Origin of the sequence: Algoriphagus yeomjeoni, assembly GCF_003259505.1 — a bacterium.
In the GTDB taxonomy this organism is placed as follows: Bacteria; Bacteroidota; Bacteroidia; order Cytophagales; family Cyclobacteriaceae; genus Algoriphagus; species Algoriphagus yeomjeoni.
This window is the reverse complement of the sequence record NZ_QLLK01000001.1, coordinates 706,671-731,933: the sequence shown is the minus strand read 5'-3', so window position 1 is coordinate 731,933 and position 25,263 is coordinate 706,671. Positions and strand designations below refer to the sequence as shown.

Below are 25,263 nucleotides of genomic sequence, written 5' to 3'. Positions count from 1 at the left end.
CAATTCTACCTAACTTTCCGTTCTTTTTTAAACGACAAATCTAAGATGCCCAAAGGAAAACTCTTCCTCATTCCGAATGTACTCGCGGACAACACGCAAGATGCCGTCATTACTCCTCAGGTAAAAGAGGTGATAGCGAACACCAAAGTTTATCTAGTAGAAAACATGCGAACTGCTAGACGCTATATCAGCAGTCTGAAGCTCGGCGTGAATCTGGAGCAAGTTCACATGGAAATCCTGGACAAAGGCACCTCTCCCGAATTCATTAATAGACTTATGCAGCCTTTAATGAACGGGGCGGATATGGGAGTGATTTCAGAAGCTGGATGTCCTGGTATTGCCGATCCAGGAGCATTGGCAGTGGAGCATGCGCACAAAAAAGGTATTCAGGTTGTACCACTTTCTGGTCCAAGTTCCATGTTTATGGCATTGATGGGCTCTGGCTTTTCCGGCCAATCCTTCGCTTTTCATGGGTATTTGCCTATTGACAAAAAAGAAAAAACTTCCGCCATCAAAAAACTGGAGGCTGAATCTCTTCGTGAGAGAAGAGCTCAGATTTTCATGGAAACCCCTTTCCGAAACAACCAATTGCTTGAGGATTTATTGAAAACTCTTTCTCCTCAGACCAAGCTTTGCATCGCAAAAAACATCACAGGTTCTGACGAAATGATTCTGACCAAAACTGCTCAAGAGTGGAAGCAATTTCCGCTAGACCTACATAAAATCCCTACTGTTTTCGTACTCCAAAGCTTTTAAGCCATGTTTACAATCGACGGCCACTTAGACTTGAGTATGAATGCGCTGGAATGGAATCGTGACCTCACATTGCCCGTTTCTGAAATCAATGCCAGAGAAAAAGGACTATCTGATAAGCCCGATCGAGGCAATGCGGTAGTTTCCCTTCCGGCACTTCGGGAAGGAAATATAGGATTGGTGGTCGCGACGCAAATTGCTCGATATGTTGCTCCAGGCAATTCTCTTCCAGGTTGGCATTCTCCTGAGCAAGCTTGGGCTCAGACTCAGGGCCAGTTGGCTTGGTATCAGGCTATGGTAGAAAAAGGCGAAATGTCCCAAATCAGAAACCTTGCAGAGTTAGATTCACACTTGGCTCTTTGGGAAAATGGCGAAGACAATTCAAGAAAACCAGTGGGGTTCATTTTATCTCTGGAAGGAGCGGATTCTATAGTGACAGTTGATTATCTGGAGAAAGCCTACGAATACGGGCTTCGAGCGCTCGGGCCTGCACATTATGGTCCTGGAAGATATGCTCATGGTACTGATGCTTCTGCTCCTTTAAACGAACAAGGCAAAGCCTTACTTCGCAAAATGGACGAATTGGGAATTATTCTTGACACAACCCATCTATGCGATTTAGCTTTTTGGGAAGCACTGGAGATTTACCAAGGACCTGTGTGGGCAAGTCATAATAATTGCCGGGCGTTAGTGGACCACAATCGCCAGTTTTCTGATGAAATGATTAAATCACTGATCGATCGAGGAGCCGTAATCGGAGCGGCGATGGATGCCTGGATGTTGAGTCCAAATTGGGAAAGAGGAAAGTCCACTCCACAGGAAAGAAATGTGACTTTAAATACTGTTTTGGACCACATGGATCATATTTGCCAGATCGCTGGAAATGCAAATCACATTGGAATTGGCTCGGATTTAGATGGCGCTTTTGGCACGGAACAATGTCCAGCCGACATCAACACCATAACAGACTTAGACAAACTGTCTGATTTACTGTCTATTAGAGGGTTTTCAAATCAAGACATTAAAAAAGTTATGCATGGGAATTGGTTAAATTTTTTAAAGAAAGCATGGGGATAAATGAGGAATAACTGGACAATTCCTTGTTGAAATAATTGCATTAATACTTCATATTGAATTATTTAGCGACAGCTTAACGCAAACCACCAATTTATGAAGTATAAACAATTACTCACTCTTACCTTAATTTTCCTTTTTTCAGCTTCTCTTTCATTTTCTCAAAAACTACAGATAACAGCAAATCATACTGATGCAAAATATATTTTGCTGAATGATTACGATGATTCTGACAAGCAGGAATTGGGAACAGGAGCTATTGAGTACAAATTAGAAAAAGATAGCCGTAATAGGATCAAGATTACCAAGCCGGGTTACGACCCCGTAATCAAGGAATTCAACCGGGATTTGAAATGGGACAAGGATCAATACGTTGCCTTGGATGCCAGAAGAGTTGAAATCACTGCAGAGCCTTACGACGCCGAAATCCTTGTGGACGGAAGAGTGATTGGTTCCAAAGCAATCTATTTAATCATCCAAAAAGACAGATTCCATACTGTGGAGATTAAAAAACCAGGATTTGCTCCAATCACTAAAAGCTATTACAATTCCCCTGATCGCGAAACTCCTCCTTTGAAAGATTATTTTGAGTTGAAAGACAGACAAGTACGTATGGAAGTGATTCCTGCAGATGGAGTCGTTACTGCCAATGGAGTTAGCATCGGAAGAGGAAACCAGGACATCAAAGTACCTTTGAATGATTGCGTAACTGTGACAGTAAACAAAGATGGCTATGTTGAATACACCAAAGTATTCTGTAATAAACCAGATACTGATCCAGAGCCTCCTGTAAGAGAAAAGGCTCAATTGAAGGATAGGCTTGTTAAAATCACCACAAACCCAACTGATGCTATCATTGAGATTGGTGGAAAAACAGTGGGTACGGGAAGTTATGATTTGAAAGTTCCTAAAAATGGAAACGTTGAAATCCGAGTGAAGAAGGATGGTTATGTGCGCTATGTGAAAAACTATTACAATCAGGCAAACATGCAAGAACCTCCAGTTACCGACTTCATAGAAATGAATGTAGATGAAGCTTATACTTCTTCTGTTTCATCCGACTTGGCAAATGTGAGAATCACAGTACCTGTGAATACTGCTCTTACACCTGAAGAAGCCTGGAGAATACTGAGCTCCATTATCACACGATATTTTGACATTTTGGAAACAGTGGATTTCAACACTGGCTATTTGACTACCTCTTGGCAAGTTGAAAATTTCCAGTCAAGCATTATCCGAACTCGAGTAATCGTAAGTAGTGGTGGTAATTCAGATCAATTAGCATACGCTATCAAGCTAGTCAGCCAAGAAGCTTACCTAGATGGTCAAAATCAAGTGACCGTGAAAGACGATGAGAAATTTGAAGACTGGGCTCGTATCCTAAAAAAATATGAAGGCTTGATCGAAGAAGTCCAAGCTAGACTTCAACAATAAGTCACAACTTAATTTTATAAAAAGCTCCATTTGCAATCCAGATGGAGCTTTTTTTATGCTTCAAGGATGATAGAAATGCTCAGACCCACTAATTGGTTTTAGACTATTTTTCAAAATATAATCTGCCCTTTCATCCCAAAGCAGGAAAGTATCTTTTCTATTTTTACTTATCTTAAAAATCTGAGTTCGATACATTTTTTTTATTGACCTACTTTTAACCTAACCCAAAATGAAACCTATAGTACAAATCTCTTTAGATCTGACTGATATTGATGAGGCACTGGAAACGGCAGCCCTTGCCATGCGAGCAGGAGTCGATTGGCTAGAAGCGGGAACACCCTTAATTCTCGCAGAAGGCCTGCACGGAGTAAGAAAACTACGAGAAGCTTTCCCTGGAATCCCAATTGTAGCAGATCTCAAAACCATGGATGGAGGCTATCTCGAAGCAGAAATGATGGCCAAAGCCGGTGCCACACACGTGGTCGTAATGGCCAGAGCGCATGCGGAAACGATCAAATGTGTGGTACAGGCAGGTAAGGATTTTGGGGTAAAAGTCATGGGAGACAATATGGTCTGCGAAAGCATGATCGATGGGGCAAAATTCTTGGAAGATTTGGGCTGCGATTATGTCATTCACCACATAGGCTATGATGAAAGAAGGGGGATTGCAGCAGCGGGTCATAGAATGCCCAGTCCACTGGACCAACTTAGGGAGGTCGTATCTGCTGTAAATATTCCTGTTCAGGCTGTGGGAGGGTTATCCTTGGAGCAAGCTATTCAATGTCCACAATACGGCGCACCATTGGTTGTGTTGGGTGCCCCTTTAACCATAGACGCCGATTCTTTCAAAACGGCAAGCGGAGATTTGGAAAGCTCTCTGCGGATGATTTGCGAAGCAATTCATAGTCAAACCACTAGTTTACCCAAAAGATCCTAAATCATGTCCAGCGCTAAAAATGCAGCAGTAGTCAACTACGCTGAGAAAAAACATTCTGTAGAAATCAGAGAAATTCCTGTCCCGGAGATTGGGGAAGAAGACATTCTTTTGGAAGTAGAAAATGTAGGAGTTTGCGGGAGTGATCTCCATCAATGGACTTCCGATCATTCATGGCCGGTGAACTATCCTGTTGTTTTGGGGCACGAGTTCGGAGGAAAAATAGCATCGGTCGGCGATCGGGTGACTGGCTGGAAAACCGGTGATCGGGTAGTTAGCGAAACCGCTGCAATTATAGATCCTCAAAATCCAATGAGCAAAACAGGATTATATAACCTAGATCCAACTAGAAAAGGATTCGGTTATGGCGTAAATGGTGCTATGACCAGGTTCGTGAGAGTTCCTGCGAGATGCCTACATTCTGTGCCTGAAGGACTTCCATTTGAAGAAGCCTGCCTGACCGAGCCATGCTCAGTGGCCTATAATGCCGTGGCAGTAAATTCGCACATCAAACCTGGAGATCGGGTGATTGTCATCGGACCTGGCACCATCGGGATTCTTTGCGCAGCAGTGGCAAAAATCTGTGGTGGAGATGTGGCTATTTTAGGTTTAGAAAAAGATAGAGGAAGACTGGAAATCGCCAAAAGCTATGGAGTCACTCCAATAATAAATGATGCTTCGGAATGGGCAAGAAAAAGAGACGGACTAGGAGCGGATCTGATCATCGATGCAGCAGGAATCAGCGCTACACTTAAAATCGCGATGGATCTCGTACGACCAAATGGGCAGATCACCAAAGTAGGCTGGGGACCCACGCCCTGCAATTTTTCCCTGGATCCTTTGGTGCAAAAAAATGTACGCTTACAAGGGAGCTTTAGCCACAATTGGCCGATCTGGGAAAAAGTTCTCGGCTTACTTTCAAGCGGGACATTGGATGTAAAACCTATTATCGGTGGCATCTGGCCTATTACAGAATGGCATGAAGCCTTTGAAAAAATGCATAGTGGAGAAGTTGTAAAAAGTATACTAAAACCAGTTTAAGATGCGGTTAAAAGACAAAGTAATCATCGTCACTGGAAGCACGATGGGAATCGGAAGAGCAATTGCCAAAAAGGCTGCATCAGAAGGTGCAAAGGTCATTATTCATGGCTTAGAAGAAGATCTAGGAGCTCTGGTTGTTTCTGAGTTGGGTCGTGAAAATGCCAGATTACACATAGAAGACCTAGCCATTGAAGGAGCTCCACAAAGGCTGGTTGACCTCGCTTTGGAGTCTTTTGGACGACTGGATTCAGTTGTGAATAATGCCGCAATAGTGGCAGCATCAGATATTCACACTACTGATAAAGCATTTTTAAACAAACTCATGGAGGTAAATACCTATGCCCCTTTATTCCTAATAAAATCTGCATTACCACATTTGATTGAAAGTCACGGCGCAGTGCTCAACATCGGTTCCATCAATGCATGGAGTGGGGAGCACAATCTATTGGCTTACAGCATTTCCAAAGGAGCAATAATGACCATGACCAGAAACTTAGGCGATTCTCTTTTTCGTGAATATGGCGTACGTGTCAATCAGATAAATCCAGGCTGGGTTCTCACCGAAAAAGAAATTGAACGAAAAAGAGAGCATGGACTAGCCGATTCTTGGTACAAGAATTTATCGAAAATATACGCTCCAGCAGGAAGAATTATATGGCCTGAGGAAATTGCCGCGGCTAGCATTCACTGGCTTGCTGATGAGAGCGGGCCTATCAGTGGTCAGGTAGTTGACTTAGAGCAATTCCCCATGATCGGCAGAAATATCCCGAAAGACTCGAGCACGATTCCTCATAAATAATTGCTTCGCTGGTTAGAAGCCCGAAGACAGGAGACGGAAGTAGCCTAAAAACTAGAGTGTCTCCATTTTATGATGCTTTGATCTTTCTTCTAGAATGAAAATTCCAAATACTAACTTCAATAAAAGAACAAAATGCCAAAAATAGCCGCTTTTCCTAAAGCCTTTATGCAGGCACTTTGCAAGGACGGAAGTATGAAACTTTCGCAATGGATAGAACTAGGTTCTGGGCTTGGAATCGATGGTTTGGAGTGGTATGCTGGTTTTCTGGAAATGGAAAAAGAGGAAAACTGGCGGCTATTCCGGAAAATGGTTGAAGATAAAGGGATGGTCATTCCCATGATGTGTTGCTCACCGGATTTTACGCATCCAGATAAAGCATTTCGGGAAAAAGAAATCCAGAAACAAAGGAGCTGGATAGAGATGACAGATGAGCTTGGCGGCAAATATTGCCGGGTTCTCTCTGGTCAATACCGACCTGAACTTTCGGAGGAAGAAGGAATCAAATTGGCTAAAGATTGTATCGAAGCCTGTCTTCCCTATGCAAAGTCTTTGGGAATAACGCTAATTATCGAAAACCACTACAAAGACGACTTTTGGGAATACCCTGAATTTGCGCAAAAGAGAGCTGTTTTCACCAAGCTTGTAAACAGCATTAATCACCCAAACTTTGGAGTGAATTACGATCCCAGCAATGCCTTTTTAGCGGGCGAGGATCCGCTGGATTTATTGTATGATGTTTCAGAAAGAGTATTGACCATGCATGCCAGTGATCGATTCCTGAAATACGGAACCATTGAAGATTTGAGAAAGGAAGAACGCGGAGCAACAGGTTATGCGGAAAGATTAAGTCATGGGGAAGTTGGAAAAGGATTGAATGATTACGATGCGATTTTCACAGAATTAAAGCGCGTGGGATTTGACAATTGGATCAGCATAGAAGATGGAGTCGACGGCATGGATCAGTTAGCTAGAAGTGTTGCTTTCTTAAAAAAGAAAATTGCTCAGTATTGGCACGAATGATTTACGATTTTTGATATCGGATTTACGAGATTTAGTTGAACCTCTGACCCCTCGACTCACATATTAAATTAGCACTTTCTTCAACACTATAAATTTTGAAAACCTACAACTACACATCCATTTCCTCCCAATGTTTCTTAGGCGAAGGCCCCTATTGGCATTCAGATTTGCAATGCTTCTTTTGGGTAGATATAGAAAAAGGAAAGCTCTTTCAGCACCACTTGGATAGTGGGCAAACCCGAACCTATTCTTTCCCGCATCGACTTGCAGTCGTTTTGGAAGGGAAAGGTGATCAGTTGATACTTGGCTTAGATAGAAAAATTGCAAGCTTTGATTTGAATACCCAGGAATTGAAATGGCTTACTGGAGTGGAGCCAGACATCCCTTTGCATCGATTCAATGATGGAAAAGTAGATCCAAAAGGAAGGATTTGGATTGGGACTTTGAGCACCCTGTTTACTGAAGGTGCAGGGTCACTTTATCGGGTTGGTCAGGATCTTCATCCTAAGAAAATGCTTGGAGATTTGACCATTTCTAATGGAATGGCTTGGACTGCGGACAACCAAACCTTTTACTTTATCGACACCCCAACCAGGCAGATCAAGGCGTACCACTTTGACTTAGAAACTGGAGATATAAGATTTAACCGAATTGCGGTAGAGATTCCAGAAGAACTTGGTTTCCCTGATGGGATGTGTATCGATCAAGAAGGAATGCTCTGGGTGGCGCATTATGGTGGTTCGGGAGTTTATCGCTGGAATCCAAACTCAGGCGAGTTACTCGATAAAATAGATCTTCCCGTACCCCATGTGACCTCCTGTTGCTTTGGAGGAAAAAATCTGGATACGCTTTTGATTACCACGGCGCAAGAAAATCTCAATGAGGCCCAGCTCAAAGAATATCCCCTAAGCGGTGATGTGTTTTTAGTGAAGACGGGGAGCAAAGGATTTAGGGCCATACGGTTTTTGCAGTAAGTGGATATCATTAGAAATAAACATTTGTCCGACTTCGCCTCTTAGTGATTTTTCTACCCCCAAACCGACCCCATTTCAAAATACTAATCAAGGGAGTACAATAACAGCGTTTATTGTAGCCCCGCTAAGAATCGAACTTAGATCTAGCGTTTAGGAAACGCTTGTTCTATCCATTGAACTACGGGGCCAAAGCAAATTGTCTCGCAAGATAAAAGAAAAGCCCGCTTTCAGGCAAATATTCTTTAGCCAACTTATGGCTTTACAAGTATTTACACTATCTTTGCACTCCAAAATTAGGATGGACGGGTTCCATCCACTCACTAAATACATTATAATTTATGTCAGTAAAAATCAGATTAGCACGAAGAGGTAGAAGAAAAATGGCTATCTACGACGTGGTTGTAGCTGATGCAAGAGCTCCACGTGATGGACGCTTCATCGAAAAAATCGGATCTTACAATCCAAACACGAACCCTGCTTCTATCAACATCAACAATGAGCGCGCTCTTAAATGGTTGTTGAACGGAGCACAGCCAACAGACACTGTAAAAGCTATGCTTTCTTACAGAGGAGTTATGCTGAAAAAACACCTTCAGATTGGTGTATTGAAAGGTGCAATCACGCAAGAACAAGCAGACGCTAAATTCGAAGCATGGTTGAGCGAGAAAGACACGAAGATTGCTGGTAAGGCAGAAGGTATCACTGCAGCTAAAGCTGATCTACGTAAGAAGGCACTTGATGCTGAAACTGCTAAGAATCAGGCTAGACTTGATGCTATCAAAGCAAGAGAAGATGAGCAAAAAGCTCTTCTTGCTGCTGCTGAAGCCGCTAACAATCCCGCTCCAGTAGTGGAAGAGGAAGTTGCTGCTGAAGAAGAAGCACCTGTTGCTGAGGCTGAAACTCCTGTAGCTAAAGAGGAAACTCCTGCAAAGGAAGAAGCTCCTGAAGCTAAGGCTCCTGCTGCTGAAGAAAAAGCTCCTGAAGCTGGCGAAGACGAAGCAAAATCATAATATAAATCCCCATGAATAAGGACCAAAGCTTTCAGTTAGGCTACGTGTCTAAAGTTCATGGACTTCGTGGAGAAGTAATGATTGTGCTGGACGTCGATTATCCTGAGGATTATGAGACACTAGAGCACTTATTCTTAGAGCAAAAATCCCGGCTGGTGCCGTTTTTCCTGGAGCACTTTGTACTCCAACCCGGAAATAAAGCATTGGCAAAATTCGAGGATTTGAACTCGCTGGATCAGGTAGAAGATTTGGTTGGATTGGGAGTTTATCTTCCCCTGACAGCACTGCCTGAACTGAAAGATGATCAGTATTTCTTCCATGAGTTGATCGGATTCGAAGTCTTTGACGAGACGGAAGGCCTGATCGGACCTATTCAGATCGTTTATGATCTGGAGACACAGAATCTCCTCGGGGTAACACATAAGGAAAAAGAAGTACTGATACCAATTCAGGATGGAATTATCCAAAAAGTGGACAAGGCAGCTAAAAAAGTTTACTGCCGATTACCCGAAGGTTTACTTGAAATTTATCTGGAAGACTAACCCATGCACATTGATATCATCACTGTAGTACCGGGATTATTGGAAGGGCCATTTGCACACTCCATTCTGAAAAGAGCGGAGGACAAAGGACTAGCCAGTATTCGCGTAATCAACCTACGGGATTATTCAACGAGCAAGCAAAAGCAGGTCGATGACTACGCATTTGGAGGGGGAGCCGGGATGGTAATGTCCATCGAGCCCATCGCTCGATGCATAGAAGCACTTCAGAAGGAACGCACGTACGATGAGATCATCTACATGACGCCTGACGGAGCTCGTTTCGATCAGCCTATGGCAAATGCACTTTCGCTCAACCAAAACCTCTTGATCCTTTGCGGGCATTACAAGGGAGTGGATGAGCGAGTAAGAGAGCGATTCATCACCAAGGAAATTAGCATTGGTGATTACGTACTTTCCGGAGGAGAATTGGCAGCAGCTGTAGTGGCTGACGCACTGATTCGCCTGATTCCGGGAGTGCTGAATGATGAGACCTCAGCATTGACAGATTCTTTCCAGGATGGACTACTAGCACCACCAGTGTACACTCGCCCCGCCGAATATGATGGGATGAAAGTACCGGAAGTATTGCTATCAGGACATGAAGCCAAGATAAACGAATGGAGATTTGAAGCATCGGTTCGCCGAACCCAAGAAAGAAGACCTGACTTGCTCAGGGACAACCAAATCGGGAAAAGCGATGCAGAATCGTATAAGAAATAATTAATAAGCCACGCGTTGGCAAACAGCGAAAGCATAAAAATATAAAGCTATGAGCGATCTAATGAAAATAGTAGAAGCGGAATACAGCGAGGTAAGAGCTAAATTCCCTTCTTTCAAAGCTGGCGATACCATCAACGTACACGTACGTATCAAAGAAGGTAGCAAGGAGCGTATCCAGCAGTTCCAAGGAACTGTGATCCAGCGTAGAAACCCTAACTCTAACGGTGAGACTTTCACTGTAAGAAAAATATCCAATGGTATCGGTGTAGAAAGAATCTTCCCTATCATCTCTCCTGCGATCGAGCAAATCGATCTATTGAGACAAGGTAAAGTAAGAAGAGCTCGTCTATTCTACCTAAGAGGACGTCAGGGTAAAGCTGCACGTATCAAGGAAAAAATCAGAGTGAGAAAGTAAGATTTCTCGCGCTTGAAATAAAAAAGGAACCTAGCAATGGGTTCCTTTTTTCGTTCTATGAATAAAATAATTTTGCTTGCGATACAGAGAGAGTCAAGTTGGAAAATAATTGATGCGTTATAAAAAATAAATTCAATATCGTACACATAATTTTATTTCCGCTTAAAAAAAAAAGGCCGTTCAAACAAAAAGGGGTTGAAGACCATTGTCTTAATGCTTAGTTTGTACTATATCTTTAATCAAAACTATTTTATTATGAAAACAAAAATAAAATTTCAAGTCTTATTTTAGGCGTTTTTGCAATGTCCTTTGCTTTCTTTATGGGCAATCCTACTAACGTTCAGGCTGAAGGTGAAGAAGAGGACTGGATTTGTTGTCAACATCCATTCGGAACGGGTTGTACTGATAAAGATGGGTATGAATGGCCAGATGATATAAGAATTGATGGTTCTCAACCTACTTGTACAGGCATCAGTCCAGGTTAAAATATTTAAAATTCACATTTCATACTCAATGAAAACATCAGCTTTTGGCATTTTTGTACTTTCTATATTTTTGCTCGCTTGCTCCAATTCAAGAAAAAACAATCCCTTTGAACTTGAGGAAACAAAGATTTACAATCTGACTGGTAAGAAAATTAATTATCCTCAATTAATGACTCCAAGGCGCTTGAATGTGGTTGGAGATTATTTGATAGTCTCAGAGAGAAGCCGTATTTCGCTTGATTATCCCTTAATTCATGTCTTTAAGAAAAACCCCCTCTCCTATCTATTTCCGAAAGGGATCACTGGCTTTGGGCCTCTAGAAATTCCTGATGCCACCCTTGTGGAGCCTGGATTTTCGGATAGTACATTTACTGTTTACAGCTCGATGAGTAAAAAGTTTACAGATTTCTCGCTAAATGATTCTTCGAGACTGGGGATCAGCGAATATAAGCAACCAGAAGGCTTATTCGGAATGTACAGCATGTTTCATTCTTCCGACACCTCAGTTATTGGAATAATGGCCAATGATCCTAATAGACTGGTGGAATTTTCTACAACAAATGGAAACAGAATCGCTGGCTATGGAAATTGGGAGAAAATCCCTGATACCAATCATTTGATAGATTATTCTGATCCAGACATTAACTATCATATGGGTGAAATCAATAAAGGTAGGTTTAAGTCAAATAGAAAATTAGGACTATTTGTAAAAGCTAACAGTCATCGGGATAGAATAGAAATATTTCATCATGACACCAAGACTTTTGTTATAGTAGAAGGACCAAGACTGGAAGTTCCTGATTTTAAAATCAATTATTCTAAAGGAAATTCCGCTGTAGTCTTTGATCATGATTATCCATTTGGTTTTGGAGATGTGTCCATCACGGAAAAATACATTTTTGCACTTTATTCGGGTTTTACAACCGAATATATGTTGAAAACCAACGAGATTGCAAAGACCATTTATGTGCTTACGCATACCGGAGAAGTGATAGGCAGGTTCAACTTGGATATCTCCGTGGTAGATACGGTTGTAGATCAAGAACTTGGAAAAATATTTGGTATTACAACCGATGAGGATCCTGGGATAGCTGTTTTTGATATACCCGAGAAGTTTTTAAATTAAATTCAGCAAATCCCACATGTTAAGGAACTCAGCAATGGGTTCGTTTTTTTATTTTAAATAGTATGGAAAAACCAGGTTTTTACCCATTCCCTAAAGTCCTCTCAAGAAATAAAAACCTCACCGTGCAGATAATTTTAAAAGGATTTAACGTTAAAAAATTGGTTAACAGCAATTTGAAACTCATTTTTAATAAACTTTTCCATTATGACCACTTCCATTTCATTCGACCCAAGCTATCAACTTGCCAAAGTTTTCATACGCCTCGGAATGATTTTTTCAGCAGTGATGGTAGCAGTTTTTATTTACATGATTTATTTGGCATCACTTGGGATCTTGACAGATTGGGATCTTTCAATCCAGACTGAGTTTTACGATTATTACCCACCTGCCAATTCTATATTTTGGCATATGGTGTTCTTTTCAATGCCTGCTATTGGCTTTTTAATTAGCTTTTTCGTTTTGGGCTGGCTGGGTAAAAAAATTCAGCAAGAAAGCGAAGTGCCTCAATTAGCTAGTTAAGTACACTTTCTTCCCTGCTTAAAGTTGTTCATGTAGGAACCTCAAATTTCCGCGCCTAGGTGAACTCAACCCTAAACAGTCTAAGCAATAAGCCAACGTAAGATTGTATCTCTGCACTAAAGTGAAAAAAAAGAGGGCCGAAGCCCTCTCTACAATTCTAGTCCATTCCTTTGAACTCCACATCGAAGATCAAAATTGAATTAGCTGGAATTTTATCATTTGTTTCCGAATCCCGATAACCGTAGGGAGATGGAATAATAAGTTTAGCCTTTGCGCCAGACCTTAATCTTCTGAAAGCAATATCCCAACCTTGAATCACATTACCAGAACCTAGCTGAAAGCTGAAAATATTATAATTACGAGTTTCCACATAGATATTATTATCTCTAGCTACATTCTCAATATTTGTGTCAAAAACAGACCCATCACTCATTAAAGATCCGGTATAATTAGTATAGATCACATTTCCACCATTGGGGCGTGATGCTGTTCCCTCTTCTTGAACGATAATAACTACACCACTAGGATCATGAATACGATAAAGGCTATCGATATCAGCCGTATCTAGGTAATCCGCAATTAATAAGCTATCTCTCTCAAGGTTCCCTGCTACATCGTAGACAGGGCCTCTATCAAAGGGATTCTGTGCATCACAGCTTACAAATGCAATAGAAAGCACCAGAAAGAAGAAAATACTAACTCGTTGTAAATTCATATTAATTAGTTTCTCGGTCCAGGATTAACTTTTACTAGCTCGAGTTCGAATATTAAAGGTGTATTTGCCCCTATGTTACCTTGACCGTTTCTTCCATAGGCGTACCGGGAAGGAACAAATACTGTTGCTTTTTCACCAGTCTCCATTTGAGAAATCCCAAACTGAAACCCTGCAATAACACTTCCTAAAATAAACTGAACTGGCTCGTATGTTTTGTTTTGATTATATATCTGATTAGCTCTGGCAACAGACTCCAGAGTTGTTTCAAATACTTGATCAGTCAGAAATTTACCTGTGTAATTTACAGTAACCGTATCTGTGGAATAAAATTCAGTAATGGTATCGGGCTGAGCTTGTAGCTGCCAAATCATTCTTATACCTGACTCCTCGTCGTGAAATTCCTTCACATTGACAATAGTGGTGGTATCCACATAAGCAAGTATTGCAGCCTTATCGTTTGCAAGGATGGTAGCGTCAGTAGCCTCCTCATCAATACAAGATGCAAATGCAAAGCTTCCTGCAATCAGGCTTAAAATGGCAAATATTCTAAATTTCATAATAGTTGGTTTTGTTTTTTAATAGCTAATTCTAGCTATGGTACGAATGTTACTTTACATCCGCTACATCTACGTCAAAAACAAGTATTGAGTTTGCTGGAATTCGCTCTCCCATAGCGTTCTCACCATATCCAAGTGGAGAAGGGATAAGGAATTTACCCTTTGAACCTTTTTTCAATAATAGTAGCCCTTCATCCCAACCTGGAATAACTTGACCCATACCGACAGCTACAGGTAGAGGCTCATAGGGTCTTCCTTCGTTGAAGATTCCATTTTCCTTCGCTATTGCCTCGATAGAAGTATCAAACAAGCTGCCGTCAAGTAGATACCCTGCATAATTGACAGACATGGAAGTGCCTGGAGTTACAGGATCACCCGTACCTTCTTCTTCAATTATATAATAAAGTCCGCTCTCAGTTTTCTGGGCTTCAAGACCTTTTTCTTTGAGGTAATCTTGGATGATCTTATCTTCCTCGATGATTCTCTCTGCTGCTCTTTCAGTTCTTTTTACTTCCTCTGCAGCCATTACTTTCTCATAGTATGCCTGAATACCTTCTTGATTCATAATTTCAAAGGCGCCTAGTCTTACTTTAACCAAATCATCTTCTTTCATGAATGGAGGATAATTGCCACCAAAAATGGTTTTTGCAGTAGATTCAAAAGCGATGCTATCCCCTTTTTTAAGGTTTAGGAAGATCTCATCCATCCCATTTGTTACCTCCATAGAATCATTAGCTTGTACATAACCTGGGAATGGTTGTTCAAGCGTAGATATAATTACAGAATCAGTTGCGGTCAGTACTTCAAGGTTATAAAGTAAATACTCTCCATTTGGAGCCTTTTCATTTCCTTCTTTTATGTAGGTATATTCGATACCATCTTTTTCAGTGACTTTAGTTTTATTACATGAAGTCAAGCTGCTTGCTCCAATCAAAAGAGCTAGAATTGCCAAAAGGCTTTTTGAATTTTTCATTTATTTATAATTGTTTTTCTAAGATCATAACTTGTCCCGTGACGAAAGAAACGGGATGGTATCTCGCATACATTATATTATCCCTGAATGGGACTCTTGAGTCATGCTAGATTTCATAAAGGATGAGTGATTTTTCAAATTATTAAGGAGGGCTGCAAGCCATTTAATCTACCGCAGCTGGAACAACACGGAATAAATCTTCCTGATGCTCCTCTACTAAAGACTCAAATCGCTCAACTGTTTCTTTTAGGCTCAATGTAGACTTGCCACCTGAGGCATTTTTATGTCCACCCCCATCGAAATATTCTGCTGCAAACTTATTAACAGCTACTTCACTGGATGACCTAAAGGAAATTTTGATGCCATCTTCGCGTTCCGAAAATAGGGCAGCCAGCTTTATCCCGTCCAAAGATAATGCATAATTGACCAAACCTTCTGTATCACCTGTACGGCTTTGATATTTTTTAAGATCTTTTTTGCTGATCGCAAAATAGGCCATATGAAGTTCTTCATGAACTACCAGACGTCTGCTGATCGCAAAACCTATAAATTTCAATCTGTTGACAGAATTGGAATCATATATCCAGTTGGCAATCTGGGAACTATCGGCTCCCAAATCCAACAACTCTGCCACTACCAGGTGGACATTTTTGGTGGTATTAGGGTGCCTAAACCCGCCCGTATCAGTCATTATACCTGCATACAAACACTCTGCGATATCTTTATCTAGGAGATCTTCATCACCAAGCTGAACTACTAGTTCATAGACCAATTCACAGGTAGCTGCGGCTTGTGTACTCCAAATACGGAAATCAGCAAAATGCTCGGGATCTTGATGATGATCTATATTGACGGTATATGCATCCGAATTTCGGATCATTTCGCCCAATTCATTTACCCTATTTAAGACCGAGAAATCCAAACAGAAGATTATATCAGCTTCAGTTAACTTTTTGGTAGCAAGTTCAGTGTGCAGGGGATTACTAAAATCCAACACAGAATCATTGCCTTTCATCCAATTCAGAAATGAAGGATAATCCGATGGGGTCACCACAGTTACTTCATGTCCTTTCTTGAGTAGGTAGTTAGCCAATCCCAATGAAGAACCCAATGCATCGGCATCGGGTTTGACGTGAGTAGTGATGAATATTTTTTTGGGTGAAGATATCTCTCTCTTAAACGAGGCTAAAGCTTCCATTTTATACATTTAGCTGCTTTTTGGCTCTTGTAGTTCGCAAAGGTCAGGAATTTTTTGACAATTCCCAATTATAGTAGCATACTGATAATGAAGGAAGTAAAGGACAAATACAAAAGTTTTTATGGAGAATGAAGCGAAAAAGCCTATTTTTGCGCCCGATTTAAACCAATGAAATACCAATAACATGGCAACTAACAGAACATTCACCATGATCAAGCCTGATGCTTTTGCAGAAGGAAACTCAGGAGCAATATTGAAAATGATCGAAGAAGCAGGCTTCAAAATCGTAGCCATGAAAGCTACCCAATTGACCAAAGAAATCGCGGGTAAATTCTACGAAGTTCATTCAGCAAGACCATTCTACGCAGACTTATGCGCTTATATGTCCTCTGGCCCTATTATCGCGGCTATCTTGGAAAAAGAAAATGCAGTAGAAGATTTCAGAAAATTGATCGGTGCCACCAACCCAGCTGATGCCGCTGACGGTACTATCCGTAAGATCTTCGCTAAGTCTATCGAAGCAAATGCCGTTCACGGGTCTGACTCAGATGAGAATGCAGCGATCGAAGGAGCATTCTACTTCTCAATGACCGAAAGAGTAGGTTAATTCTTACCGAAAATAAAATTGAAAGCATCCTAATTTGGATGCTTTTTTTGTTTAAAGTCAATCTTGTTTTAACCGCGGTGTGCGCAGAGGGTGGCGCGGATAACGCAGAGCAGCGTTGTCCTTCTTTTCTATAACTTAGGCTAGTTTTCCCAATCCAGTCCCGCTAGGGACCAACTATGGGTAGATAAAAGGAATTAAATAGTATTAGCTGTGCCTTTAGGTACAGCCCTCAAAAATTCTCTAATTTTTCATCTCTAAGCATAAGGCGGATAACACAAATGCGATATGTCTGGATTATCCTTTTTTTTCCAGAAGCCCTGGTGTCAAAAGTCAACCACTGCTATATAGGAACGTCCACCATTTGCAGGCAAATTCCGTATTTTACTTAAAAAATTAATCACTTACGTACGCCAGACACGTAGTATGAAAAAATACGTATTAAGCTTTAATCGTTATAAAAACAGATCTAATACGGCAATAACCGCACTTTATAGATATAATAGCCATTTTCAATACTTATCATAAATAAGTATTTATTCATATTTTTATTTGTAATTACGTATTTATACGTATATTTGAGCTCTAAATTACGTAGCCATGAAGAAAGTTATTGTCATAGGAAATGGAATGGTAGGGTTTAAGTTTTGCGAAAAACTAGCCGATCACCCACTTAGAGATCAATTTGAGGTACTAGTTTTCGGCGAGGAGGCCAGACCAGCTTACGACCGGGTTCACCTGAGTGAGTATTTCTCATCAGAAGATGCAGATAAGCTACTTTTGGCGCCACGTGATTGGTATGCTGAGAATAACATCACGCTTCGAACAGGAGAGATGATCACGGATATCGAAACTGAGACTAAGCGTGTTTTTACCCATAAGCATGACTATTTCGAATATGACTACCTGATTTTGGCCACAGGATCTTCCTGTTTTGTGCCAAATATTCCAGGCGTAGACAAGCCTGGCGTGTTCATCTACCGGACCATCGAAGATCTCGACGCAATAAAAGACTACGCACAGAAACTAAAGCATGACGGGAATATCCAGTCTGCAATTCTTGGTGGTGGATTACTTGGGCTCGAAGCTGCAAACGCCTCCAAAGAGCTCGGTTTGGATACACATGTGATCGAGTTTGCTCCGAGATTGATGCCGCGTCAGCTGGACAAAGCTGCCAGTGACATGCTTCAGGCAAAAATTGAAAGCCTGGACATCAAAGTTCACTTGGGTAAAAACTCCAAGGAAATCTTAGGCGAAGAAGCGATTGAGAAAATCGATTTTACTGATGAGACTTCGCTTCCAATAGATATGCTTATCATTTCCGCAGGAATTCGTCCAAGAGATGAATTGGCTGTGAAGTGTGGCCTAAGAACCGGTGAGCGTGGCGGAGTCTATGTAAATAATAAAATGGAAACTTCCGATCCAGCCATTTACGCCATTGGAGAAGTTGCACTATATAACAATGGTATCTACGGGCTAGTCGCGCCGGGCTACGAGATGGCAGGAGTCGCAGTTGATCAAATCACAGGTGGTGAGAAGCTCATGAGCCCATCCATCGACATGTCCACCCAGCTTAAGTTGGTGGGAACGGAAGTAGCTTCATTTGGAGATCCATTTATCGAAAATGAAGACGTCACCGCAATCGCTTATGAAAATAAGCAGCGAGGTGTTTATAAAAGAATCAATATTGCCAAGGACGGCTCCAAGCTCCTGGGCGGAATTATGGTCGGGGATTCCTCGGATTATAACACCCTTTTCCAGCTATACATCAATGCGATGAAGCTGCCTGAGAATCCTGAGGATTTGATTTTGGGTTCAAGAGGAGGAGAAAGCAAAAGTGCCTTGGGTTCTGTGCTGGATCTACCAGACACAGCTCAAATCTGCTCGTGTGAAGCAGTGAGTAAAGGAACCATCTGTGATTCCATTACGAGTGGGACTTGCTGTACTTTCTCAGATGTAGTAAAGAGCACGAAAGCTTCTAGCTCCTGTGGAGGATGTAAGCCTATGGTGACGGATTTGGTCACTGCTACACTGAAGTCTATGGGTCAGGAAGTAAAGGAAACTATCTGCGAGCACTTCGAGTACAGCCGTCAGGAGATGTACGATTTGGTGAAGCTGCACAGTATTATGGATTTTGACGAAGCATTGGATCGTCATGGCAAAGGACATGGCTGCGAAACTTGCAAGCCGATTTTGGCTTCGATTTTTGCAAGTATCTATATGGAAACAGCCAATCGTCAGGCTCCTATCCAGGATTCAAACGATAGATTCCTAGCCAATATTCAGCGAAATGGCACCTACTCAGTCGTACCAAGAGTTCCAGGCGGAGAGATCACTCCTGAGAAATTGATGGTACTGGGACAAGTTGCTAAGAAATACGATCTCTACACTAAAATCACAGGCGGTCAACGTATTGATCTTTTCGGTGCACAACTTCATGAGCTCCCTATGATCTGGAAAGAGCTGATCGACGCGGGTTTTGAAAGTGGCCACGCGTATGGCAAATCACTAAGAACCGTAAAAAGCTGCGTAGGCTCGACTTGGTGTCGATTCGGCCTCCACGATAGTGTGAGCTTTGCGATCAGAATCGAAGACAGATACAAAGGCCTTCGCTCCCCTCACAAACTTAAAGGGGGCGTATCTGGCTGTATCCGTGAATGTGCGGAAGCCAGAGGAAAAGACTTTGGAGTGATCGCAGTTGAAGGCGGCTGGAACCTCTTCGTCTGTGGAAACGGTGGAGCGACACCGAAGCACGCAATTCTTTTGGCAGAAAAACTAGACGACGAAACCTGCATCAAATACCTCGATAGATTCTTGGTTTACTACATCAGAACTGCTGCTCCTTTGCAACGCACAGCTCCTTGGCTCGACAAGCTGGAAGGTGGAATCGACTATTTGAAAAAGGTAATTGTCGAAGACAGCCTCGGAATAGGTGCAGAACTGGAAGCTGAGATGGAAGAACTAGTGCAGCGCTATGCATGTGAGTGGAAAGAAGCTATCGAAGACCCACAGATGATGAAGCGATTTAAGCCATTTGTGAATTCTGAAGAGACTGACGAAAGCTTGGTTTTTGTCCCAATGAGAGAACAGAAAATGCCTAGACCTTGGTAATCCGATAAGTATAAAATCATGGAAGAACTATTAAAAAACTATCAAACTGTAGCCGAACAGCATGCGATCCATTGGATCAAAGTAGGCCAGACAGATGACTTTCCGGAGAATGCTGGAGCCTGTGTGAAGTACAATACCAAGCAAATTGCCGTTTTCCATTTCACCAGAACAAATTCCTGGTATGCCTGTCAGAATCTATGTCCTCACAAGATGGAGATGGTGCTTTCTCGTGGCATGACGGGAGATTCTCAGGGAATTCCAAAAGTGGCCTGCCCACTTCATAAGAAGACCTTTTCGCTGGAAGATGGCAGCAATTTGAACGGAGAAGAATATAGTATTGCGACCTATCCGGTCAGGATTCAGGAGGGAAATGTATATATTGGATTCGCAGATTAATCCAATTGACACATGAACAAATTTCAGAAAGCAATCTCATTAATCGATGAGATCAATGCTCAAGATCCCACCAAAGAAATCTTCGAAGGAAAAGAATACGCAAAAGAACTACTGTATTCCATGCGGATGACAGACAAACTTGCTCATTTTGAGCCAGATTGCTCAGAAGCTATGATGCTGGCAGTGCGAGCTCAGCATATTGCCAGATGGAAAATCCCAAGATCTGAATATCCAATGGACAGAGTGGGGTATCTGAAATGGAGAGAGGAATTGAAGAAGATGCATGCGGATATGGCTGCGGAGATTCTCCAGGAAGCTGGCTACGATGAAGAAACCATAGAAAGAACAAAGTTCCTCATTAGAAAAAAACAACTGAAGACTGATCCTGACACCCAGACTATGGAAGATGTGATTTGTCTAGTCTTTTTAGAATACTATTTTGAAGAATTTGCTGCCAAGCATGAGAATGAAAAGGTCATCGATATCCTTCAAAAAACCTGGGCAAAGATGTCTGAAAAAGGGCACAGAGCAGCACTTCAATTACCGCTTTCCCCATCAAGTTTAGAATTAGTCAAAGAAGCCATTACGTAAACAAATGACCGGTACACCGCGATCGCTGGATCAAGATACTTTTAATCGTCTCCGCAGACTTTACATCATTGCCTTGGGAGCAATTGCCATCTCCCTGATCGCGAGCCAGATTCTAATCAGACAATATCTGAATGATCAGGAAAATGATAGCCGACTGGTCAATGTAGCTGGTCGACAGCGTATGCTAAGCCAAAAGCTAAACAAGGAAGTACTCTTACTTTCCATGGCAAAAACTCCAGAAGCCACGACTTCGCTTACTGACAGCATCCAACACACGATGGATCGTTGGAAAAATGCACATCAAATTCTTCAACTTGGAGATGAATCACAGGATTTCAGTGTAGATAATAGTCCTGAGGTGGCTCGGATGTTTGGGGAGATTAATCCGTTTTTCAGCCAAGTCACAGATGCTACACAAAACTTCATTTTCCTAAAATCTAGCAGTTCTGAGGATTCTACTGCCATCGCAGAGCAGCTGAAGATCATCGAAACCAATGCGAATAGCTTTCTCGTCAAAATGGACGAGATCGTAAATCAATACGACTCTGAAGCTAAAGAGAAAGTTTCTGATTTGAAGCGACTGGAATTGCTCATTACACTTTTCACTCTCTTGGTGTTAGTCGGTGAGTTCTTGATCATCTTTTGGCCTTCGGCAAAAGCTATGAAAGCCAGTATTCAGGAACTGATGGATGCTGAGAAAAAGGCTATCCATATGGCCAAAAATGCAGATATTCTCAGTCAATCTAAGGAAAAATCAGTTCGGGAATTACAGGCACTTAGCAAAGCAATGGATCAGATATTGCTTTTCGCCAGAATCACTCCTGAAGGATATATTACGCACATCGGCGAGCGCTTCAGTAGGCTTTATAAAGCCCAAAAATTCAACATCAATGCGAAGATTTCTGATGTGCTTTCTACACAGGAAAACGAACAACTAACCATAGATCGAATCATCGCCGAAAATAAAAAAGCGGGCTGGGAAGGTGAATTCAAGACTACCTCCCAAACCGGCGAAGATATCTGGCTGGACGTATCGATGATCCCTTTCAATTCTTCAGAGGACAAATCAGAATTGATTCTGATCTGCTTGGATATAACGAAGCGTAAGGAATTTATGCACCAAGTGGAGCAGCTGACGAAGGAGAGTTTTGAAGAAAAAATGCACCAGCAAAAAGTGATTTCCAGACAAATCATCGAAAACCAGGAAAATGAGCAAAACCGCATCGCTAAGGATATTCACGATGGAATCGGCCAGATGCTCACTGGGTTGAAATACTTACTGGAAAGTGTGGATACGACAGATCCGGAAAAAGCTGAAGTGAAAATCATCAAGCTCAAAGAACTCACGTCGAATATCATCAAAGGTGTGCGTACAGCTACTTTCAATCTTACTCCTCCGGAATTGAAAGATTACGGAATTGTCCCAGCATTGACAGAATTGACTCAGGAACTTTCCAAACTTACCGGAAAAGACATCGTGCTTTTCAACAAAACAGAATTCTCACAGCGACTGGATTCTTTGGTAGAAATCAACCTGTACCGAATTACTCAGGAAGCTATCAACAACGCGATCAAATATGCGGACTCATCCCATATTATTGTCACCGTTTCCCACAGCCAGAATATTCTGAGCATTATCGTCGATGATAACGGTAAAGGATTTGACAAGTCAAAACTGAAATCCAAGCCAGATGAAGAAGGCGGAATGGGATTAACTTTCATGAGAGAGCGGGTGAAATACATCAACGGAAGATTATTCATCAACTCCTCTCCTAACGAAGGAACCAAAGTCACACTCAACATTCCTTTGACGTAGATTTTCTAGATTTTTATACGTAAATTCTGTTACTTTACTACGTATTTACTTAATAGCATATGAACCCAATCAAGATAGTTTTAGCTGATGACCATGAGCTGGTCCGTGATGGAATCAAATCTTTATTAGAAAGTGAAAATGAATTTCATGTAGTTGCTGAAGCTTCAGATGGAAAAGAGGCTCTGGAAGTAATCGCCGTTCAAAACCCAGATTTACTGATTGTTGACATTCGAATGCCTAGAATGAACGGGCTGGAAGTGGTAAAAGAAATGACCAAATCATTTCCAAAAATCAAAAAACTGGTACTCTCGATGCATGATTCTGAGGAATATGTAGTCGAAGCAATCCAAGCTGGCGCAGATGGATATTTGCTGAAGGGATCTTCGAAAAGTGAGTTTCTGAAGGCGTTACATACGATTTCAAACGGTGGGAAATTCTTCGCAGGAGATGTTTCAGCCTACATTATCAATAATTTTGTCAATGGAAGTACGAAAACATCTTCCAAACCTGAGGGTATTCCAGAGGAATTGTCAAACCTAACCAATAGAGAAAAACAAATACTCGAACTAATCTTAGAAGGCAAAGGAAATACTGAAATCGCCGATGCACTGGAGATCAGCAAGAGAACAGCGGAAGTTCATCGGTTTAACTTGATGAAAAAGATGAATGTCAAAAACTTGGTAGAGTTGACGACAAAATCCAGAGAGCTAAACTTAATCTAGCATTACTTATTAATTCAGAATGGAGATTTAAAGTGCCTAGTGATCAGTCGCAGTCTCAGACACAGAGTTAGGAAGTCCTAGTTTGGCAAAATTATAAAACGGATTTAGGCTGCGCTCTCCGCGAAAAACTTCCTGTCCTTTGCGGTTAAGCAAAGAATTTAGAAAAAATATACTCAGTTATATAAGTAGTCAAAAATCCACTTAGTGCAATTCTAAGTGGATTTTTTATTTTTTACTTAAATTTATTACGTATTCACTATTGTAATTACGTATTTATACTTACTTTTATGCTAGATAAAATTAAGTATTATGGAACCACTACTTACACACAAAGCAACACGGTTAAATCTTCTAGACTTTAAATCCGTTCCGATCCGAACTTTCTGGATCACCTCTATCGCATTCTTCATCTGCTTTTTCGCATGGTTCGGGATAGTTCCGTTCATGCCCGATGTGGTAAAGGATCTTGGACTCACTCCTTCACAAAAATGGAACGCCACAGTTCTGGCTGTTGCGGGAACAGTTTTCGCCAGATTATTAATCGGTAAACTCTGCGACAAATACGGACCAAGACTGTGTTACACTTGGCTTTTGGTCTTGGGATCCATTCCTGTAGTTTTAAGCGGATTGGTACAGACACCGATGCAGTTTATGATTTGCAGACTTTTGACTGGATTCATCGGTGCATCATTCGTCATCACACAAGTCCACACATCTCTAATGTTTGCTTCCAATGTAGTAGGAACTGCCAACGCAACATCTGCAGGCTGGGGAAATCTTGGCGGCGGAGCAAATAGATTGGGAATGCCGATCATTGCAGCAATAGTAATTGGAGCGGGAGTAGCAGAGGCAGACGCCTGGCGTTATGCCATGGTGATTGCAGGTATAGTCTGTTTTTCCATGGGCTTGGTTTATTATTTCTTTACAAAAGACACACCAGAAGGCAACTTCAAAGAACTGGAAGCTAAAGGAGTAAAAGTTCCTACTACTAAAAAAGATAAAGTTGGGTTTGGCGAAGCCATTAAAGATTACCGAGTTTGGTTACTTTTTATCGTTTACGCGGCATGTTTCGGAATCGAATTGACAGTCTATGGAACAATGGATGATTACTTGCAAAACACGTTTCAACTGGAACGAATCACCGCTGGAAATATCGTGCTTTCTTTCGCGCTGATGAATATTTTTGCCCGTACGCTCGGTGGATACTTCGGCGACAAATTTGGGAAAATGAGAGGCTTAAAAGGAAGAGTTTGGTTCCTCGCAGCCATTCTAATTATTGAGGGATTAATGCTCAGTATGTTCTCATTGGCCACTGGACTTTTTGTAGGATTTGCTCTATTGATTGCCTTTAGCTTATCTGTCCAAATGGCGGAGGGAGCTACCTTCTCAGTTGTACCTTTTGTGAATAGAAAAGCAATTGGCTCCATCTCAGGCATCGTGGGAGCAGGCGGGAATTTCGGAGCTTTTTTAGCTGCGCTATTCTTAAGTTCCAAATCAGCAGTAGCAGAAAAGTCCGCAATTCTGGCAAGCGAAGGGTTAGGGTCAGCAGCTGCCGCCGCTGCACAATCCGCCGCCGCTGCAAATGCCGTCTCAGCAGGATATTTGATCATAGGAGGCATGATCGTAATTTCTGGCGTAGTAGCTCTTGCCATTCGATTCAGTACTGAAGACGAAAAAGTGGCCGAAGTAGAATTAAGCAAGCTGCAGCCTGAATTAGTTCGATTAGATAATTAA

The 25,263-nt window shown here is 41.7% G+C and carries 26 protein-coding genes and 1 tRNA gene; 22 read left to right on the top strand and 5 right to left on the bottom strand.

Annotated features, from left to right (window positions below; all coding sequences use genetic code 11):
- Positions 1-45 precede the first annotated feature (45 nt).
- From LV83_RS03205 to LV83_RS03170, 8 genes are all read left to right on the top strand, one after another.
- Positions 46-756: an SAM-dependent methyltransferase gene (locus LV83_RS03205; RefSeq protein WP_111610062.1), complete on the top strand. Its 711-nt coding sequence runs from the start codon at positions 46-48 to the stop codon at positions 754-756.
- Positions 757-759: 3 nt separating this feature from the next.
- A complete protein-coding gene (locus LV83_RS03200) occupies positions 760-1,830 on the top strand; it encodes a dipeptidase (RefSeq protein ID WP_111610061.1) in 1,071 nt (356 codons plus the stop codon).
- A 93-nt stretch (positions 1,831-1,923) separates the two neighbouring features.
- Positions 1,924-3,261 carry a PEGA domain-containing protein gene (locus LV83_RS03195; RefSeq protein ID WP_111610060.1) on the top strand — a complete coding sequence of 446 codons (1,338 nt, stop codon included), beginning with the start codon at positions 1,924-1,926 and terminating at the stop codon, positions 3,259-3,261.
- Between the two features lie 229 nt (positions 3,262-3,490).
- Positions 3,491-4,198: an orotidine 5'-phosphate decarboxylase / HUMPS family protein gene (locus LV83_RS03190; RefSeq protein WP_111610059.1), complete on the top strand. Its 708-nt coding sequence runs from the start codon at positions 3,491-3,493 to the stop codon at positions 4,196-4,198.
- 3 nt (positions 4,199-4,201) lie between these two features.
- Entirely contained in the window at positions 4,202-5,236 is a 1,035-nt protein-coding gene (locus tag LV83_RS03185; RefSeq protein ID WP_111610058.1) for a zinc-binding dehydrogenase, read from the top strand.
- 1 nt (position 5,237) lies between these two features.
- Positions 5,238-6,035, top strand: a complete 798-nt coding sequence (locus LV83_RS03180; protein WP_111610057.1) for an SDR family NAD(P)-dependent oxidoreductase — start codon at positions 5,238-5,240, stop codon at positions 6,033-6,035.
- 132 nt (positions 6,036-6,167) lie between these two features.
- Positions 6,168-7,055: a sugar phosphate isomerase/epimerase family protein gene (locus tag LV83_RS03175; protein ID WP_111610056.1), complete on the top strand. Its 888-nt coding sequence runs from the start codon at positions 6,168-6,170 to the stop codon at positions 7,053-7,055.
- A gap of 95 nt (positions 7,056-7,150) precedes the next feature.
- Complete coding sequence (locus tag LV83_RS03170; RefSeq protein ID WP_111610055.1) at positions 7,151-8,029, top strand: SMP-30/gluconolactonase/LRE family protein; 879 nt, start codon at positions 7,151-7,153, stop codon at positions 8,027-8,029.
- 116 nt (positions 8,030-8,145) lie between these two features.
- Here LV83_RS03170 and LV83_RS03165 read toward each other — a convergent pair.
- Positions 8,146-8,217 (bottom strand) — tRNA-Arg (locus tag LV83_RS03165).
- Between the two features lie 150 nt (positions 8,218-8,367).
- Between LV83_RS03165 and LV83_RS03160 the strand changes: the two genes are divergently transcribed.
- From LV83_RS03160 to LV83_RS03135, 7 genes are all read left to right on the top strand, one after another.
- Entirely contained in the window at positions 8,368-9,039 is a 672-nt protein-coding gene (locus LV83_RS03160) for a 30S ribosomal protein S16 (protein ID WP_111610054.1), read from the top strand.
- An 11-nt stretch (positions 9,040-9,050) separates the two neighbouring features.
- Positions 9,051-9,581 (top strand): ribosome maturation factor RimM, encoded by a 531-nt coding sequence (gene rimM / locus LV83_RS03155; protein ID WP_091692377.1) that lies wholly within the window; start codon positions 9,051-9,053, stop codon positions 9,579-9,581.
- A 3-nt stretch (positions 9,582-9,584) separates the two neighbouring features.
- Positions 9,585-10,301 (top strand): tRNA (guanosine(37)-N1)-methyltransferase TrmD, encoded by a 717-nt coding sequence (gene trmD, locus LV83_RS03150; RefSeq protein ID WP_111610053.1) that lies wholly within the window; start codon positions 9,585-9,587, stop codon positions 10,299-10,301.
- Positions 10,302-10,350: 49 nt separating this feature from the next.
- Complete coding sequence (gene rplS / locus LV83_RS03145) at positions 10,351-10,716, top strand: 50S ribosomal protein L19 (protein ID WP_091692379.1); 366 nt, start codon at positions 10,351-10,353, stop codon at positions 10,714-10,716.
- A gap of 302 nt (positions 10,717-11,018) precedes the next feature.
- Positions 11,019-11,201, top strand: a complete 183-nt coding sequence (locus LV83_RS21275; protein ID WP_146613678.1) for a hypothetical protein — start codon at positions 11,019-11,021, stop codon at positions 11,199-11,201.
- 28 nt (positions 11,202-11,229) lie between these two features.
- Positions 11,230-12,327: a BF3164 family lipoprotein gene (locus tag LV83_RS03140; protein WP_158530487.1), complete on the top strand. Its 1,098-nt coding sequence runs from the start codon at positions 11,230-11,232 to the stop codon at positions 12,325-12,327.
- A gap of 204 nt (positions 12,328-12,531) precedes the next feature.
- Complete coding sequence (locus LV83_RS03135; RefSeq protein ID WP_111610051.1) at positions 12,532-12,846, top strand: hypothetical protein; 315 nt, start codon at positions 12,532-12,534, stop codon at positions 12,844-12,846.
- Positions 12,847-13,003: 157 nt separating this feature from the next.
- Here the strand turns inward: LV83_RS03135 and LV83_RS03130 are convergent, their stop codons facing one another.
- From LV83_RS03130 to LV83_RS03115, 4 genes are all read right to left on the bottom strand, one after another.
- A complete protein-coding gene (locus LV83_RS03130; RefSeq protein ID WP_111610050.1) occupies positions 13,004-13,561 on the bottom strand; it encodes an FKBP-type peptidyl-prolyl cis-trans isomerase in 558 nt (185 codons plus the stop codon).
- 5 nt (positions 13,562-13,566) lie between these two features.
- The gene (locus LV83_RS03125; protein WP_245946978.1) at positions 13,567-14,118 is read right to left on the bottom strand and encodes an FKBP-type peptidyl-prolyl cis-trans isomerase; all 552 of its coding nucleotides are present in this window, start codon (positions 14,116-14,118) and stop codon (positions 13,567-13,569) included.
- A gap of 49 nt (positions 14,119-14,167) precedes the next feature.
- Positions 14,168-15,091: an FKBP-type peptidyl-prolyl cis-trans isomerase gene (locus tag LV83_RS03120; protein ID WP_111610049.1), complete on the bottom strand. Its 924-nt coding sequence runs from the start codon at positions 15,089-15,091 to the stop codon at positions 14,168-14,170.
- Between the two features lie 163 nt (positions 15,092-15,254).
- Complete coding sequence (locus tag LV83_RS03115) at positions 15,255-16,289, bottom strand: DHH family phosphoesterase (protein WP_111610118.1); 1,035 nt, start codon at positions 16,287-16,289, stop codon at positions 15,255-15,257.
- Between the two features lie 184 nt (positions 16,290-16,473).
- On the opposite strand from LV83_RS03115, the gene LV83_RS03110 reads away from it, so the two are divergent.
- The 7 genes from LV83_RS03110 to LV83_RS03080 all read left to right on the top strand — a co-directional run bounded on the left by LV83_RS03110 (position 16,474) and on the right by LV83_RS03080 (position 25,263).
- Entirely contained in the window at positions 16,474-16,896 is a 423-nt protein-coding gene (locus LV83_RS03110; RefSeq protein WP_111610048.1) for a nucleoside-diphosphate kinase, read from the top strand.
- 597 nt (positions 16,897-17,493) lie between these two features.
- Positions 17,494-20,004, top strand: a complete 2,511-nt coding sequence (nirB, locus tag LV83_RS03105) for a nitrite reductase large subunit NirB (protein ID WP_111610047.1) — start codon at positions 17,494-17,496, stop codon at positions 20,002-20,004.
- Positions 20,005-20,022: 18 nt separating this feature from the next.
- Complete coding sequence (nirD, locus tag LV83_RS03100; protein WP_111610046.1) at positions 20,023-20,400, top strand: nitrite reductase small subunit NirD; 378 nt, start codon at positions 20,023-20,025, stop codon at positions 20,398-20,400.
- A 12-nt stretch (positions 20,401-20,412) separates the two neighbouring features.
- On the top strand, positions 20,413-20,991 hold the full coding sequence (locus LV83_RS03095) for a DUF4202 domain-containing protein (RefSeq protein WP_111610045.1): 579 nt from the start codon (positions 20,413-20,415) through the stop codon (positions 20,989-20,991).
- A gap of 4 nt (positions 20,992-20,995) precedes the next feature.
- A complete protein-coding gene (locus LV83_RS03090; protein WP_111610044.1) occupies positions 20,996-22,807 on the top strand; it encodes a sensor histidine kinase in 1,812 nt (603 codons plus the stop codon).
- 59 nt (positions 22,808-22,866) lie between these two features.
- Positions 22,867-23,529, top strand: coding sequence for a response regulator (locus tag LV83_RS03085; RefSeq protein WP_111610043.1), 663 nt, complete (start codon positions 22,867-22,869; stop codon positions 23,527-23,529).
- A 309-nt stretch (positions 23,530-23,838) separates the two neighbouring features.
- Positions 23,839-25,263 carry an MFS transporter gene (locus LV83_RS03080; RefSeq protein WP_111610042.1) on the top strand — a complete coding sequence of 475 codons (1,425 nt, stop codon included), beginning with the start codon at positions 23,839-23,841 and terminating at the stop codon, positions 25,261-25,263.

Excerpts from the sequence above, each read along its gene's own strand:
- LV83_RS03200 (WP_111610061.1), top strand. The coding sequence starts at position 760 with ATGTTTACAATCGACGGCCACTTAGACTTGAGTATGAATGCGCTGGAA.
- LV83_RS21275 (WP_146613678.1), top strand. The coding sequence starts at position 11,019 with ATGTCCTTTGCTTTCTTTATGGGCAATCCTACTAACGTTCAGGCTGAA.
- nirD (WP_111610046.1), top strand. The coding sequence starts at position 20,023 with ATGGAAGAACTATTAAAAAACTATCAAACTGTAGCCGAACAGCATGCG.
- rimM (WP_091692377.1), top strand. The coding sequence starts at position 9,051 with ATGAATAAGGACCAAAGCTTTCAGTTAGGCTACGTGTCTAAAGTTCAT.
- LV83_RS03195 (WP_111610060.1), top strand. The coding sequence starts at position 1,924 with ATGAAGTATAAACAATTACTCACTCTTACCTTAATTTTCCTTTTTTCA.
- LV83_RS03110 (WP_111610048.1), top strand. The coding sequence starts at position 16,474 with ATGGCAACTAACAGAACATTCACCATGATCAAGCCTGATGCTTTTGCA.
- LV83_RS03160 (WP_111610054.1), top strand. The coding sequence starts at position 8,368 with ATGTCAGTAAAAATCAGATTAGCACGAAGAGGTAGAAGAAAAATGGCT.
- LV83_RS03090 (WP_111610044.1), top strand. The coding sequence starts at position 20,996 with ATGACCGGTACACCGCGATCGCTGGATCAAGATACTTTTAATCGTCTC.
- LV83_RS03095 (WP_111610045.1), top strand. The coding sequence starts at position 20,413 with ATGAACAAATTTCAGAAAGCAATCTCATTAATCGATGAGATCAATGCT.
- LV83_RS03080 (WP_111610042.1), top strand. The coding sequence starts at position 23,839 with ATGGAACCACTACTTACACACAAAGCAACACGGTTAAATCTTCTAGAC.
- nirB (WP_111610047.1), top strand. The coding sequence starts at position 17,494 with ATGAAGAAAGTTATTGTCATAGGAAATGGAATGGTAGGGTTTAAGTTT.
- LV83_RS03190 (WP_111610059.1), top strand. The coding sequence starts at position 3,491 with ATGAAACCTATAGTACAAATCTCTTTAGATCTGACTGATATTGATGAG.
- LV83_RS03135 (WP_111610051.1), top strand. The coding sequence starts at position 12,532 with ATGACCACTTCCATTTCATTCGACCCAAGCTATCAACTTGCCAAAGTT.
- LV83_RS03180 (WP_111610057.1), top strand. The coding sequence starts at position 5,238 with ATGCGGTTAAAAGACAAAGTAATCATCGTCACTGGAAGCACGATGGGA.
- LV83_RS03205 (WP_111610062.1), top strand. The coding sequence starts at position 46 with ATGCCCAAAGGAAAACTCTTCCTCATTCCGAATGTACTCGCGGACAAC.
- LV83_RS03175 (WP_111610056.1), top strand. The coding sequence starts at position 6,168 with ATGCCAAAAATAGCCGCTTTTCCTAAAGCCTTTATGCAGGCACTTTGC.
- LV83_RS03140 (WP_158530487.1), top strand. The coding sequence starts at position 11,230 with ATGAAAACATCAGCTTTTGGCATTTTTGTACTTTCTATATTTTTGCTC.
- trmD (WP_111610053.1), top strand. The coding sequence starts at position 9,585 with ATGCACATTGATATCATCACTGTAGTACCGGGATTATTGGAAGGGCCA.
- LV83_RS03120 (WP_111610049.1), bottom strand. The coding sequence starts at position 15,091 with ATGAAAAATTCAAAAAGCCTTTTGGCAATTCTAGCTCTTTTGATTGGA.
- LV83_RS03115 (WP_111610118.1), bottom strand. The coding sequence starts at position 16,289 with ATGGAAGCTTTAGCCTCGTTTAAGAGAGAGATATCTTCACCCAAAAAA.
- LV83_RS03130 (WP_111610050.1), bottom strand. The coding sequence starts at position 13,561 with ATGAATTTACAACGAGTTAGTATTTTCTTCTTTCTGGTGCTTTCTATT.
- rplS (WP_091692379.1), top strand. The coding sequence starts at position 10,351 with ATGAGCGATCTAATGAAAATAGTAGAAGCGGAATACAGCGAGGTAAGA.
- LV83_RS03185 (WP_111610058.1), top strand. The coding sequence starts at position 4,202 with ATGTCCAGCGCTAAAAATGCAGCAGTAGTCAACTACGCTGAGAAAAAA.
- LV83_RS03085 (WP_111610043.1), top strand. The coding sequence starts at position 22,867 with ATGAACCCAATCAAGATAGTTTTAGCTGATGACCATGAGCTGGTCCGT.
- LV83_RS03125 (WP_245946978.1), bottom strand. The coding sequence starts at position 14,118 with ATGAAATTTAGAATATTTGCCATTTTAAGCCTGATTGCAGGAAGCTTT.